Source organism: Azospirillum canadense (assembly GCF_025961225.1).
Taxonomy (GTDB): domain Bacteria; phylum Pseudomonadota; class Alphaproteobacteria; order Azospirillales; family Azospirillaceae; genus Azospirillum; species Azospirillum canadense.
In genome coordinates this window covers 305,018-318,239 of sequence record NZ_JAOQNG010000004.1, presented here as the reverse complement: position 1 = coordinate 318,239, position 13,222 = coordinate 305,018, and the positions used below count along the sequence as shown (strand labels likewise).

General features: G+C 69.9%; 11 protein-coding genes. 2 read left to right on the top strand and 9 right to left on the bottom strand.

Annotation, left to right across the window (positions count from 1 at the left end):
• Nucleotides 1-226: 226 nt before the first annotated feature.
• From M2351_RS22985 to M2351_RS22975, 3 genes are all read right to left on the bottom strand, one after another.
• Nucleotides 227-1,204 (bottom strand): LysR family transcriptional regulator, encoded by a 978-nt coding sequence (locus M2351_RS22985; protein WP_264658378.1) that lies wholly within the window; start codon nt 1,202-1,204, stop codon nt 227-229.
• A gap of 216 nt (nt 1,205-1,420) precedes the next feature.
• Nucleotides 1,421-1,750 carry a hypothetical protein gene (locus M2351_RS22980; protein ID WP_264658377.1) on the bottom strand — a complete coding sequence of 110 codons (330 nt, stop codon included), beginning with the start codon at nt 1,748-1,750 and terminating at the stop codon, nt 1,421-1,423.
• Nucleotides 1,751-2,052: 302 nt separating this feature from the next.
• Complete coding sequence (locus tag M2351_RS22975; protein WP_264658376.1) at nt 2,053-5,550, bottom strand: indolepyruvate ferredoxin oxidoreductase family protein; 3,498 nt, start codon at nt 5,548-5,550, stop codon at nt 2,053-2,055.
• Between the two features lie 198 nt (nt 5,551-5,748).
• Here M2351_RS22975 and M2351_RS22970 point away from each other — a divergent pair, with 198 nt between their 5' ends.
• Nucleotides 5,749-6,225: an Lrp/AsnC family transcriptional regulator gene (locus M2351_RS22970; RefSeq protein ID WP_406567429.1), complete on the top strand. Its 477-nt coding sequence runs from the start codon at nt 5,749-5,751 to the stop codon at nt 6,223-6,225.
• A 111-nt stretch (nt 6,226-6,336) separates the two neighbouring features.
• Nucleotides 6,337-7,116 (top strand): FkbM family methyltransferase, encoded by a 780-nt coding sequence (locus M2351_RS22965; RefSeq protein WP_264658375.1) that lies wholly within the window; start codon nt 6,337-6,339, stop codon nt 7,114-7,116.
• A 7-nt stretch (nt 7,117-7,123) separates the two neighbouring features.
• Here the strand turns inward: M2351_RS22965 and paaE are convergent, their stop codons facing one another.
• The 6 genes from paaE to M2351_RS22935 form a co-directional block, all read right to left on the bottom strand.
• Nucleotides 7,124-8,215 carry a 1,2-phenylacetyl-CoA epoxidase subunit PaaE gene (gene paaE, locus M2351_RS22960; RefSeq protein WP_264658374.1) on the bottom strand — a complete coding sequence of 364 codons (1,092 nt, stop codon included), beginning with the start codon at nt 8,213-8,215 and terminating at the stop codon, nt 7,124-7,126.
• Nucleotides 8,216-8,258: 43 nt separating this feature from the next.
• Complete coding sequence (gene paaD, locus M2351_RS22955) at nt 8,259-8,798, bottom strand: 1,2-phenylacetyl-CoA epoxidase subunit PaaD (protein WP_264658373.1); 540 nt, start codon at nt 8,796-8,798, stop codon at nt 8,259-8,261.
• A gap of 4 nt (nt 8,799-8,802) precedes the next feature.
• Entirely contained in the window at nt 8,803-9,558 is a 756-nt protein-coding gene (paaC, locus tag M2351_RS22950; protein ID WP_264658372.1) for a 1,2-phenylacetyl-CoA epoxidase subunit PaaC, read from the bottom strand.
• A 13-nt stretch (nt 9,559-9,571) separates the two neighbouring features.
• The gene (gene paaB, locus M2351_RS22945; RefSeq protein WP_264658371.1) at nt 9,572-9,859 is read right to left on the bottom strand and encodes a 1,2-phenylacetyl-CoA epoxidase subunit PaaB; all 288 of its coding nucleotides are present in this window, start codon (nt 9,857-9,859) and stop codon (nt 9,572-9,574) included.
• Nucleotides 9,860-9,891: 32 nt separating this feature from the next.
• Nucleotides 9,892-10,884 carry a 1,2-phenylacetyl-CoA epoxidase subunit PaaA gene (gene paaA / locus M2351_RS22940; protein ID WP_406567428.1) on the bottom strand — a complete coding sequence of 331 codons (993 nt, stop codon included), beginning with the start codon at nt 10,882-10,884 and terminating at the stop codon, nt 9,892-9,894.
• 178 nt (nt 10,885-11,062) lie between these two features.
• Nucleotides 11,063-13,093, bottom strand: coding sequence for an ATP-binding response regulator (locus M2351_RS22935; protein ID WP_264658370.1), 2,031 nt, complete (start codon nt 13,091-13,093; stop codon nt 11,063-11,065).
• Nucleotides 13,094-13,222: the final 129 nt, after the last annotated feature.

The window sequence follows — 13,222 nt, the reverse complement described above, 5'->3', positions numbered from 1 at the left end:
CGCCGCCGTTACAGCAGGGCGGCGCCGCCGAGCGCCGCGGCGAGGACCAGGGCGCAGGCGAGCCAAGCCGAAACGACGTCCTGGGTGTCCGTGATGTGTTTGCGATAGGTCTGCATGGTGTCGTGTCCGTTCAGTTCGGGCGGGCAAACGGGCAGCGCGCGGCGCCGGCCGGCCCGGTCGGTTGGGTTGAAAAGTCAGGTGGTGCCCCGGAAATCCCGCGCTTCGCTCACCGGTCGCAGATCGACTGGGCGACGGTGGCCAAGCTGTCGCGGAACCACCGCTGGGCTTGGTCCTTGTCGCTGCGCGAATGCCAGATCGCCTGGATGGTCAGCGGCTGCACGGTGAAGGGCGGCTCATAGGTGACGAGGCCGTACCGCGCCGACAGCCGCCGGGCGAGCCGCCGCGGCATGGCCGCGATCATGTCGCTCTGGATCAGCACCATCGGCAGGGTCAGGAAATGCGGCAGCGTCACGGCGATGCGCCGTTGCAGCCCGCTTTCCGACAGAACCCGTTCGAGGTCGACCCGGTTCGACATGAAGGCCCGCCAGCCCAGCCCGCGGTCCACGAAATACTCGTCCTCCTGCCCCCCCTGGTACTGCACCACCGCCGCGTGCTGGTGGGCGGCCAGCCCCTCCAGCGTCAGCGGCCCGTCGCCCAGCGGGTGCCCGGCGCGGGCCACATACACCTCCGTCTCGTCCATGAGGTCGAGCGTGGAGTAGCGGCGCGGAATGGCCGAGAACACCGTGATGGCCACGTCGATGTGGCCCATGTCCAACTGCTCCGCCAAGTCGTGGCGGGCGGCCGGAACGATGTTCAGGTCCACGCCGGGCGCCGTTTCCTGCATCAGCCGCAAGAGCGGCGGCACCAGCGCCGCGGTGACGTAGTCGCTGGTCGCCAGCGTGAAGGTGCGCTTCGCCGCGGACGGATCGAAATCGTCCGGGATCAGCGCCGCCTCAAGCTGGGCGAGCGCGGTGCGGACCGGACCGACGATCTCCAGCGCCCGCGGCGTCGGCGTCATGCCCTCCGGCGTGCGGACGAACAGCTCGTCCTGGAGGGCATGGCGCAGGCGGTTCAGGGCGTGGCTCACCGCCGACTGGCTGAGCCCGATCCGCTGGCCGGCGCGCTGGACGCTGCGCTCTTCCATCACCGCGTCGAAGACGCGCAGCAGGTTGAGGTCGAAGGCGTTCAGCGACATGACCGGCATGGGATCCGAACCGCTCCGGGTGCAGGTTGGCAGCCATTCTTTACGGACGGCAATCCTCCTCCAACTGTGCATCCGGTGCGCGATGTAAAGGATATCAAGGCAGGGTTACGGTGGAAGCGGTCGGGGAAGGGCGCGGTGCGCGGGGGATGGAAGGCACCGCACCCTCCCCGGGACCGGCGACCGCGGGCGGGGGATCCGCGGCCGCGCGGGGCGGGTTTAGCGCGCCACCATCTGCGACGAAGACGCCACGGCACTGTCGGGGGCGCTGCGCAGGCCCAGCTCGCCGCGGGCGAAGTTCAGGTAGGCCTGCGCCTGGGTGGTCTGGCCCTGGCGGTGCAGGCTGTCGGCGACACTCAGATAGCGCTGGACGATCAGACGCTCCTCGCGGCCCAGGCCGGCCGGAGCGTTGTTCTGAACAGTCGCGTTGGCTTCGTTCAGCTGGGCGGCAAAGCCGGCATCGCCGACCTGCTGCGCAAAGGAAAGGGAAGCGGAAGAGGCAAGGGCAGCCGCCGCAACGACGACGGCGGACAGGGTACGCGTAATCATGACGATCCTCGTTTCTTCAGTTCGATACCGGTGTCCTTGCAGAGGATGCACCGAGATCGCCGCGGTCCGGTCGCGACCTCCCTAGCATTGTTGGGGGCGCGTTGTTGAAGGACGGTTGGGAGGACTTATGCCAGCCCGCCGTCCCGCCGCGGTGTCGAGGCTTGATTTAGATGACCGTCATCATTCCGGCCAATGAAACGTCGCCAACATCGAAATGCACGCCGTGCATAGTGCCGCTCAAGGGCCGCCAAGCCCGCGGTTCATAAGGCATCCCGCAGCCAGGATGGACCGGCACAGGGCAGCTATGCGGCCGCCGAACGGTCCGGATGGTTGATTTCCGGCGCTTGCTGCCCCGTTCCAACCAGCTTGGCGCGCAACCGTTCCAGCGCCTGCCGACAGTCTGCGACAGCTTTCTGCTTCACGGGGCCGAAGCCGCGGATTTCCATGGGCAGTGCCGCCATCTCCACGGCCACCGCGTGCCCGGCAGAATTCAGGCCGGCGGCGAGGTCGGCGACCAGCGCCTCATACTCGGCGACCAAGCCCCGCTCCATCCGGCGTTCCGCGCTGTGGCCGAAGGGGTCGAAGACGGTGCCGCGCAGCCGGCGCATCCGCGCGAGCGTCTTCAGCACGGGCAGGATCCAGGGCCCGAAGGCCAGCTTCTTCGGCTCCCCCCAGCCGTTCAGGCGCCGCGCCAGCAGCGGCGGGGCCATGTGGAAGACCGGTGTCCAATCGCCCTCGAACGTTTCCTCCAGCGTCTTGCGGAAGGCGCCATCCGTGTGCAGGCGCGCGACCTCGTATTCGTCCTTGTAGGCCATCAGCTTGAAGCCGGCCCGCGCCACCGCCTCCGCGAAAGCCGTGGAACCGGTGCCGAGCCGGGCCTCCGCCGCGCGGGCGCGGGCGACCAGCGCGCGGTAACGGGCGGCGTAGGCCTTGTCCTGGTAGTCGGTCAGGAAGGCGGCGCGCCGCTCCACGATCTCGTCGAGCGTTTGGGCCTTGGCCGGTTCCGGCGCCAGGAATGCCTGGACCGCGGCGGAATCGTGGGCGAGCAGCCGCCCGTAGGCGAAGGCCCGCTGGTTGGCCGCGACGGCGACGCCGTTCAGCTCGATCGCCCGCTCCAGCGCCGCGCGGCCGACGGGAAGCAGCCCCTTCTGCGCGGCGTAGCCGAGCAGGAGGATGTTGGTCAGGATCGCGTCTCCCATCAGCGCCGTCGCCACCCGGTCGGCGTCCACGGCCTCGACGAGGTCCGGCCCGACCGTGCGGCGCAGCCGGCCCAGCAGCCCGCCGCCGTCCGGCAGCGCGTCGCGGTTGCGCGTGAAGGCCCCGGTCGGCACCACATGGCTGTTGGCGACGACCCGCGTCCGCCCTGGCGCCATGGTGCGCAGCGCGTCCGGCGCCGCCGCCACCACCATGTCGCAGACCAGCACCAGCTGCGCCCGGCCCGGATCGACGCGCGCCTGGGTCAGCCGGTCCGCGTCGCCGGTCACCCGCAGGTGGCTGTAGACCGCACCGCCCTTCTGCGCGAAGCCCATGAAGTCCAGGACGGAGGCCGCCTTGCCCTCCAGATGCGCGGCCATGGCGAGCACGGCGCCGACCGTCACCACGCCGGTGCCGCCGACCCCGGTCACCAGGATTTCCGCCACATCGCTGGGCATGGCCACCGGCGGCTCCGGCAGGCGGGCCAGCGCGTCGGCGAAGCGCTCCTCCACCGCGGCGGCGTCGCGCTTGCGCAGCTGCCCGCCCATGACCGACACGAAGCTGGGGCAGAAGCCCTCCACGCAGGAGAAGTCCTTGTTGCAACTGGACTGGTCGATCCGGCGCTTGACGCCGAACTCCGTCTCCAGCGGCTGGACCGACAGGCAGTTCGACTTTTTGGAGCAGTCGCCGCAGCCCTCGCAGACCAGCTCGTTGATGACCACGCGGCGGGCCGGGTCGGGATAGGTGCCGCGCTTGCGCCGGCGGCGCTTCTCCGCAGCACAGGTCTGCTCGTAGATCAGCGCGGTGACGCCGGGCATCTCGCGCAACGCGCGCTGCACGGCGTCCAGTTCGTCGCGGTGGTGCACCGTGACCCCGGCGGCGAGCGTGCGGGCATCGGCGAACTTCTCCGGCGCGTCGCTGACCAGGGCGATGCGCTGCACGCCCTCGGCGCGGAGCTGGTGGGTGATGGCCTCGACGGAAATTGGGCCATCCACCGGCTGCCCGCCGGTCATCGCCACCGCGTCGTTGAACAGGATCTTGTAGGTGATGTTCACGCCGGCGGCGACCGCCTGCCGGATGGCGTGGGAGCCGGAGTGGAAATAGGTCCCCTCGCCCAGGTTCTGGAAGACGTGGCCGCGTTTGGAGAAGGGCGCCTGCCCGACCCAGTTCGCCCCCTCCCCGCCCATGGGGGTCAGGGATTCCGTCTTGCGGTCCATCCAGGAGGCCATGAAATGGCAGCCGATGCCGGCGAAGGCCTTGCTGCCGTCCGGCACGCGGGTGGAGGTGTTGTGCGGGCAGCCGGAGCAGAAATAAGGCGTGCGCACGTCCGGCCCCGCCTCCACCCGGGCCGCGGGCGCCAGTTGGTCGAGCAGGTGGGTGAAGTCCGTCCCCGGCACCCGGCGCTGGATGCGCCCGGCCAGCGCCAGCGCGACGATCCAGGGCCGCAGCTCCCCCGTTCCCGGCAGCAGCATCGCGCCGGTCTCGTCGGTCTTGCCGACGACGCGGGCGGGGCGGGTTGCGGCGTGGAACAGCAGCTCCTTCACCTGCCCCTCGACGATCGGCGCCTTTTCCTCGACGACCAGCACCTCCTCCGCACCGCGGAGCGCGTCGAGAAGGCCGGTGCGCTCCACCGGCCAGGACAGGCCGACCTTGTAGACGCCGAGGCCAAGGCGGGCGGCCTCCGCCTCCCCGATGCCGAGAACAGCCAGGGCTTCCATCAGGTCCAGATGGGCCTTGCCCGTGGTAACGATGCGCAGCCAGCCGTCCCGCGCGCCGAACACCCAGCGGTCCAGCGGGTTTGCGCGCGCGAAGGCGCGTACGGCCTCCACCTTCGCGGCCAGCCGCTGCTCGATCTGGAGGCTTGGGAAGTCCGGCCAGCGGTAATGCAAGCCGCCGGGGGGCGGGGTGAAGCCTTCGGGCACGCGGTAGGCGGCGCGCGGCGGCGGCAGGTCCACCGTGGCGGCGCTTTCCACCGTCTCCGAAATCGCCTTGAAGGCGACCCAGGCCCCGGAAAAGCGCGACAGCGCGTAGCCGTAGAGGCCGTAGTCGATGTACTCCCGCACGCTCGCCGGGTTCAGGATCGGCATGGACCAGGCGACCAGCGACCCGTCGCTCTGGTGCGGCATGGAGGAGGACACGCAGCCGTGGTCGTCGCCGACCACGACCAACACACCACCGTGCGGCGAGCTGCCGTAGGCGTTGCCGTGGCGCAGCGCGTCGCCGGACCGGTCCACGCCCGGCCCCTTGCCGTACCAGAGGCCGAACACGCCGTCGCCCCGCCCCTCCCCGCTCGACTCAACCTGCTGGCTGCCCAGCACGGCGGTGGCGCCCAGCTCCTCGTTGACGGCGGGCTGGAAGACGATGCCGCTGGCCTGCAGGTGATCGCTTGCCTGCCACAGGGCGAGGTCGAGCCCGGCGAGCGGCGACCCGCGATAGCCGCTGACGAAGCCGGCCGTGTCGAGGCCGGCCTGACGGTCCCGCTCCCGCTGCGCCAACAAAAGCCGCACCAGAGCCTGAGTCCCGGACAGGAAGACGCGCCCATCCGATCGGGTGTATCGGTCCCCGAGGTGGTAATCCAGATTCACCGGACCGAAGGATCCGTCCATGGCGTCTCTCCCATCTCTTGAACGTCGTGCGGCGCTTGGTGGGATGCGGCTTTTTTCGTCACGACACGCGGTCCAGAAGTCCGGACCGTATCAAGGATATTCCTTCGCTCCGGGAAAATTGTTTCTCAGTTTGCCGCAACCCGGCTAATCTGGGAAAATCTGTGAAGCAAACTGTCGATTCCGGAAAGGATTTATCCGGTGACCATCTCCCTCGACACGTATGAAAGGGCTATCCTCTCCGCCCTGCAGAAGAACGCCCGCCTGACCATGCAGGAACTGGCCGCCGCGGCCGGCCTGTCGGTCAGCCCCTGCTGGCGGCGGATGAAGTCGATGGAGGAGGTCGGCGTCATCCGCAGCTACACGGCGGTGGTGTCGCCGCAGAAGCTCGGCCTGACCGAATGCGTCTTCGCCAACGTTACGCTGGAGCGCCACGTGGACGGCGTGGTGGAGCGGTTCGAGGCCGCTGTCCGCGACTGGCCGGAGGTGCTGGACTGCTTCGCCGTCACCGGCGACGCCGACTACATCCTGCGCATCGTGGTGCCGAGCACGCAGGCCTATGGGGAGTTCCTGTCGCGCCGGCTCTTCAAGGTGCCGGGCGTCGCGCACGTCCGCTCCAACGTGTCCCTGCGCGAGGTGAAGTCGGACACGCCCGTGCCGCTCGACCATCTGCCGTAAGGCAGGCGCCGCGCACCGGTGGATGCGCGCGCCTCCCCTGTGCTATGCACGTGGCGGTCGCCGCCGGGGCCGGCCGGATGTCGTTTCCGAATACAAAGAGGTTGATGCGAGATGGAGCGGATCCCGTACGCCCTCGTGGTGCCGACCCTGTACGGTCCGATGATCGTCAACCGCCACGACATCAACCAGACCAACGCCCTCTTCAAGACCGGGCGGGCCGTCGACCACGCGGAGATCGACCTGCTGGCGCAGATCCTGCGGCGGTGGGGCACGGACATGACGGTGCTCGACGTAGGCGCCAACTTCGGCACCTATTCCCTGGCGCTGGTGGACGCGGTCGGCGCGCACGGGAAAATCCACGCCTTCGAGGCGCAGCGGATCGTCTTCAACATGCTGGCGGGCAGCGTCGCGCTGAACGGCCGCACTAACATTCACTGCCACAACATGGCGGTGGGCGACCGCGAGGGCACCATCCCGCTGCCCCAGTTCGACTATGACCAGCCGCTGAACTTCGGCAGCGTGGAGCTTGGCCCGGTGCAGGGCGAGCCCCTCAGCCAAGAGCGGCGGTACGACCCCGCGCGCGCCGAGGAGGTGCCGCTGACCACCATCGACCGCTTCGCCTTCGACCGGGTCGGGCTGATCAAGATCGACGTGGAGGGCATGGAGATGGCCGTGCTCGACGGCGCGGTGGACACGATCCGGCGCTGCCGCCCGGTGCTGTTCGTCGAATTCCTGAAGGGCGACCGCGAGGCGCTGCGGAGGCGGCTGGAGGGCCTGGATTACACCGTGCAGGTCATCGCCATGAACTACCTGTGCATCCCGCGGGAGGACGCCGGCCGCATCAAAATCCAGTTCATGCAGCCGGACCAGCCGCAGCCGCAGCCGCAGTGACGGCTTCCTACGGCGCGTCGAAGTCCACGACGACGCGGTCGGTCAGCGGGCGGGACTGGCAGGTGAGGATGTAGCCGGCCTCCACCTCCCACGCTTCCAGCGAATAGTTCTGCGCCATGTCCACCTTGCCCTCCACCAGCTTGGCCCGGCAGGTGCAGCAGACGCCGCTCTTGCAGGAATAGGGCAGGTCGGCGCCATGACGGTGGGCGGCGTCCAGGATGACGTCGCCGCCGAAGGGCACGGGAAAGCGCTTCCGCTTGCCGTCGAGCACCACCGTCACATCGCAGGCGTCCCCCGCCGCCGCCTCCACCGGCTTGGGGGCCGCACGGCGGACCGTGGTGGCGTCCGCTGCGATCCCCGTGGTGAACAGTTCCACATGGATGCGCGCAGGGTCCGTGCCGTGCGCGGCGAGCGCGGCGCGCACGGCCTCGATCATGCCCTGCGGGCCGCAGACGAAGACGGCGTCCACGTCCCTGGGGTCGACCAGCGTGCGGCAGACCTCCTCCACCAGCGCGGCGTCGATGCGGCCGGAGAGCAGGCCGGACTCGTCCGGCTCCCGGCTCAGCGCGTGGTGGACGGACAGGCGGCCGAGATGGCGGTTCTTCAGGTCTTCCAGCTCCTCCCGGAACAGGATGGAGGACACCGTGCGGTTGCCGTAGACCAGCACGAAGCGGCTCCTGGGCTCGCGCGCCAGGACTGATTTCAGGATCGACAGCACCGGCGTGATGCCGCTGCCGGCCGCGAAGGCCAGGTAGGTGCGCGCGGCGTTGGGGTCCAGCGGCGTGGTGAAGCGGCCCATCGGCGTCATCACGTCCAGCACCGCGCCGGGCCTCAGGTTCTCGTTGGCGTGGGTGGAGAACAGCCCGCCCGGCACCCGCTTGATCGCCACGCGCAGTTCCCCGTCGTCCAGGCCGGAGCAGATCGAATAGGACCGCCGCACCTCCTGCCCGCCGATGGTGGCGCGCAGGGTCAGGTGCTGGCCGTGGGCGAAGGCGAAGGCCGGCCGCACCGCCTCCGGCACCGCGAAGGCGACGGAGATCGTGTCCTCGGTCTCGCGCCGGACGTCGGTGATGGTCAGGGGGTGGAAGGTGGGCGTCATGGAGCCTCCCGGAACGCGCGTGGCCGTCAGATGCACTTGCCCATCAAATGCATTTAAAAGAGTCGAAGGGTTCCAGGCAGGAGCGGCAGCGGTGCAGCGCCTTGCAGGCGGTGGAGCCGAAGGCGCTGATCACCTCCGTGTCGGTGGAACCGCAGAGCGGGCAGGCGACACGCTCCTCCGGCGCGACCAGCGCCCGCTTCCCGGCCCCGCGCGGCGGCGGGGCGATGCCGCTCTCACGCAGCCGGTCCAGGCCGGCCGGGCTGATCCAGTCCGTCGTCCAGGGCGGGGCGACCTCCGTCACCACCTCCGCGTTGGGGAATCCCGCCGCGTCGAGCGCGCGGGCGACCTCCAGCGCGATGATGCCCGTCGCCGGGCAGCCGGAATAGGTGGGCGACAGCCGCACCCGTAGGCGCCCGCTCTCCCCCGCTTCAACGCCGCGGATCATGCCGAGATCGACGACGCTGAGCACGGGGATCTCCGGGTCCATGACGGTGCGCAGCGCCTCCCAGGCGGCGCCAAGCGTGGCGTCGTCGCCCGGTCCGGGTCCCCACACCCCATGGTCCGACTGCCGTTCCGCGATCATGGCGTCACCACGCGGCGTTCGGGTAGGCGCGCTGGAGGAATTGCATCTCCGCCAGCAGGTAGCCGAGATGCTCGCCGTGCCGGCCGATGCGACCGCCGCTGGTGCCGATAGTGGCCGGGCGGGCGGGCAGAGTCGCCTCCGCCAGCACCGCGTCCACCCGCGCCTCCCAGGCGGGGCGAAGGCTGGCCGGATCGGGGGCAACGCCGGCCGCCGCCAGCGCCTGTTCCACCGCGTCGGCCTCGAACATCTCAGCCGTGAAGCGCCACAGCCGGTTGAAGGCGTCCACCATGCGGGCGTGGCTCTCCTCCGTGCCGTCGCCCAGCCGCACCACCCATTCGGCGCTGTGCCGCAGGTGGTAGCGCTTCTCCTTCACCGCCTTGGCGGCGATGCCGGCGAGCCGTTCGTCGGCCGAGCCGGCCAGCGTCTCGAACAGCTCCAGCGCCCAGGCGTCGTGCAGGAACTGGCGGGCGATGGTGTGGCCGAAGTCGCGGTTAGGCTGCTCCGCCAGCAGGTGGTTGCGGTAGTCGTAGACGTCGCGCAGGAAGGCCAGCGCGTCCTCGTCGCGCCCCTTGCCCTCCACCTCCCCCGCGTAGGACAGCAGCAGGCGGGCGTGCCCGACGAGGTCGAGCGCGATGTTGGTCAGCGCCACGTCCTCCTCCAGCTCCGGCGCGTGGCCGCACCACTCCGACAGGCGGTGGCCGAGCACGAGGCTGGTGTCGCCGAGGCGCAGCAGGTAGTCGAACAGGGGGTTGTCGCTCATCACTGGCTCCCCGTCAGATGTTCTTCACCTCGGGCGGGATGTCGTAGAAGGTCGGATGCCGGTAGACCTTGTCGTCCGCAGGGTCGAAGAAGGTTTCCTTGTCCGCCGGCTCCGACGCGGTGATGGCGGCGGACGGGACGACCCACAGGCTCACCCCCTCGCCGCGGCGGGCGTAGACGTCGCGCGCGTTCTCCAGCGCCATGCGGGCGTCGGCGGCGTGCAGGCTGCCGGCGTGCTTGTGGCTCAGCCCGTTCTTGGGCCGAATGAACACCTCGAACAGCGGCCATTCGTTGCGGGCCATGCTTCCCCCCAGTGTCGCTTCAAGTGTCGCTGTTAGGCCGCCGCGGCCTGGGCGCGGGCGTCCTTTTTCTTCGCGTGGGCCAGTGCCGCCTCGCGCACCCAGGCGCCGTCGTCCCAGGCCTTGCGGCGGGCCTCCAGCCGTTCGCGGTTGCAGGGCCCGTCGCCTTTCAGCACCCGTTCGAACTCGCTCCAGTCGATGGCGCCGAAGCGGTAGTGGCCGGTGGCCTCGTCAAAGGCGAGGTCCGGGTCGGGCACGGTCAGGCCCAGGAACTCCGCCTGCGGCACGGTGGCGTCGACGAAGCGCTGGCGCAGCTCGTCGTTAGAGAAGCGCTTGATCTTCCAGCGCATGCTCTGGGCGGAGTGGGCGGATTGCCCGTCGGAGGGGCCGAACATCATCAGCGACGGCCACCACCAGCGGTCCAGCGCGTCCTGCGCCATGCGCTTCTGCGCGTCGCTGCCGCGGGACAGCGCCAGCATGATCTCGTAGCCCTGCCGCTGGTGGAAGCTTTCCTCCCGGCAGATGCGCACCATGGCCCGCGCGTAGGGCCCATAGGAGCAGCGGCACAGCGGCACCTGGTTCATGATCGCCGCCCCGTCCACCAGCCAGCCGATGGCGCCGATGTCGGCCCAGGTCAGGGTCGGGTAGTTGAAGATGCTGGAATACTTGGCCTTGCCGTTGAGCAGGTCGGCGACGAGGTCGCCGCGCGAGGCCCCCAGCGTCTCCGCCGCGCTGTAGAGATAGAGGCCGTGCCCGCCCTCGTCCTGCACCTTGGCCAGCAGGGCCACCTTGCGGCGCAGGGTCGGCGCGCGGGTGATCCAGTTGCCCTCCGGCAGCATGCCGACGATTTCCGAATGGGCGTGCTGCGAGATCTGGCGGATCAGCGTGCGGCGGTAACCGTCGGGCATCCAGTCCCGCGGCTCGATCTTCTCCTCCGCGTCGACCCGCGCCTGGAAACGCTCCTCCGGCCCGGTCGGCGCGGTCGTACGGTCGGAATCGGAACCCACGTCCAGCCCTTGCGTGTACACCGGCGCCTCCCTTCCGCGCGCCCGCCCCAATAGGCGGATTGTCGCCCCAGCGAACCGTCCGTTACACAATATGATACAGCGTTGGGATTTTCAAAGGTGCTTTTGTATCGCTTGGAGAGCCGCCTGCGGCCATTCCCCCTCTCCCCCCTGGGGAGAGGGGATTGAACGCGATACCCCCTCAGCCCGGCGTTCCGGGGCCGGGGCGTCGTGACCGCGTTGTTGCGCGCGGGGGTGGGGATGCGGAGCCGCTGTGCATCGCTTCGCCCAGCGCGCCCATCAGTTCCGACGGCTCGATGGGCTTGTGCAGCAGGCGGCAGCCGATGGACATGGCCTCGCGCAGGCGTTCGGGAGCGGTGTCGCCGGTGATGATGATCCCCGGCACGTCCCAACGGCTGCGCACCAGTTCCACCACCTTGCGGCCGGTGCCGCCGCCCGGCAGGCGGTAGTCGGTCAGCACCGCGTGCGGCCGGCGCCTGAGGCGCGGCAGCTTGGCGGCCAGCTCCTCCGCCGAGGACACGGCGTCCACGCGCACGCCCCAGCGCTTCAGCATCATGGTCAGGCCGCGGCGCACCTGCTCGTCGTCCTCAACCAGCAGGATGTTGCGCCCGCGCAGCCAGGACGCGATAGCCGTTTCGGCCGGCGCCGCCGCCGGGCGCGCCACGTCGGGGCCGGAGGCGTGCGGCACCAGGACGGAAAAGACCGAGCCGCGCCCGACCTGCGACCGCACAGTGACCTCCAGCTTCAACAGCCGCGCGATGCGGTTCACGATGGACAGGCCGAGCCCGAAGCCCTGGGTGGCGGCGCGCTCCGGGTTGTGGAGCTGGCGGAACTCCTCGAAAATAGCCTCGCGCGCGTCGTCGGGGATGCCGTAGCCGGTGTCCCAGACCTGGAATTCCACCCCTTTCCGGCGGCGGCGCACACCGACGAGCACCCGCCCGCCGTCGTCCCGGCGTCCGTGGGCGATGGCGTTGGCGATCAGGTTGCGCAGCACGCGCTCGAACAGGCGCGGGTCGGTGGCGATCGCGGCGGTCGAGGGCAGGAAGCGCAGCGTCACCCCGGACACCTCGGCCACCCCCGCGAATTCGGCCGCGAGGCGGTTCATCATCTCGTCGGGGCGGATGTTGACGATGGAGACATCCACCGCCCCGGCTTCCAGCCGCGACAGGTCGAGCAAGCCGCTCAGCATGGCGCTCAGGCTCTCGATGGACGCCCTCAGCAGGTCCAGGACCTCGGCGCCCTCGGTGTTGTGCTCCTGGATCGAGGATTGCAGCACGTAGGCGTAGAGCGAGGCGGCCTGGATCGGCTGGCGGAGATCGTGGCTGGCCGCGGCCAGAAAGCGCGTCTTCGCGCGGTCCGCGGCCTCCGCCACATCCTTGGCACGGCGCAGATCCTCCTCCAACGCCTTGCGTTCGGTCGTGTCGAAGGCAAGGCCGGTGATGCGGGTCGGCCGGCCCTTCAGGTCGCGCCAGACGACCCGGCCGATGTTCGCGATCCACCGCAGGCCGATGCCGGGGTGGCGGACGCGGAATTCCAGGCGGAATTCGTCGCTGGCCGCCGCGATGCTGGCCGCGATCGCGCCTTGCAGGACCGGCCGGTCTTCCGGCACCACGGCGGCGAGCAGCCGGTCCAGCGACGGGCGGTCGTTCCGCAGGTCGAGCCCCAACAGGTCGTAGCATTCGGGCGACCAGACCATGCGGTCGGCCGTCAGGTCCCAATCCCAGGACCCGGCCTTGGCGCATTGCTGGGCGAAGCGCAGCTGCTCCTCGCGGGCGCGCAACGCGGCGTTCGCCGCGGCGAGTTCGGCGGTCCGCTCGGTGACGCGCAGTTCCAGTTCGGTGTTGGCCTCCTCCAGCTGCTGGGCCAGCATCTGCAACTCCTCGTAGGAGGCCTGGAGTTCCTCCGTGAGGCTGTTCTCATCGGAACGCACCTTGCGCAGACGGAGGTCGCTGCGGTCCAGCGCGTCGGCCGTCACTCTGCGTTCCGCCTCCGACGCGGCCAAACGGTCGCAAAGCTCCGCGATCCGGGCGCGCTGGGCGGCCAGTTCCGCCTCCATCCCGCCGCGTTCCTCGATGAGGGCGTGAATTTGCTCCTGCCCGTCCTCGATGGTCACCAGCGCCTGTTCCAGGCCCTGGTCCAGCTCCGTGATGCGTCGGACCAGCGATGCACGGTCGGCGTCCCCATCCTCCAGGACCGAATTGGATCCCCCCACGTCTCCCCCACACTATCTTCGCGGGTGCACGATGCCATGTCCGGTCCAACAGGGCACGGGGGGAAAAGTTATATCCGGCGCGGACGGCATAGGACCTCTCCCGAGATTTCGGACCGGCGGGGATGTTGT

What these genes read in the sequence shown, in the direction of transcription:
- M2351_RS22985 (WP_264658378.1), bottom strand. Translation starts at nt 1,204, where the DNA reads ATGCCGGTCATGTCGCTGAACGCCTTCGACCTCAACCTGCTGCGCGTC.
- M2351_RS22980 (WP_264658377.1), bottom strand. Translation starts at nt 1,750, where the DNA reads ATGATTACGCGTACCCTGTCCGCCGTCGTCGTTGCGGCGGCTGCCCTT.
- M2351_RS22975 (WP_264658376.1), bottom strand. Translation starts at nt 5,550, where the DNA reads ATGGACGGATCCTTCGGTCCGGTGAATCTGGATTACCACCTCGGGGAC.
- M2351_RS22965 (WP_264658375.1), top strand. Translation starts at nt 6,337, where the DNA reads ATGGAGCGGATCCCGTACGCCCTCGTGGTGCCGACCCTGTACGGTCCG.
- paaE (WP_264658374.1), bottom strand. Translation starts at nt 8,215, where the DNA reads ATGACGCCCACCTTCCACCCCCTGACCATCACCGACGTCCGGCGCGAG.
- paaD (WP_264658373.1), bottom strand. Translation starts at nt 8,798, where the DNA reads ATGATCGCGGAACGGCAGTCGGACCATGGGGTGTGGGGACCCGGACCG.
- paaC (WP_264658372.1), bottom strand. Translation starts at nt 9,558, where the DNA reads ATGAGCGACAACCCCCTGTTCGACTACCTGCTGCGCCTCGGCGACACC.
- paaB (WP_264658371.1), bottom strand. Translation starts at nt 9,859, where the DNA reads ATGGCCCGCAACGAATGGCCGCTGTTCGAGGTGTTCATTCGGCCCAAG.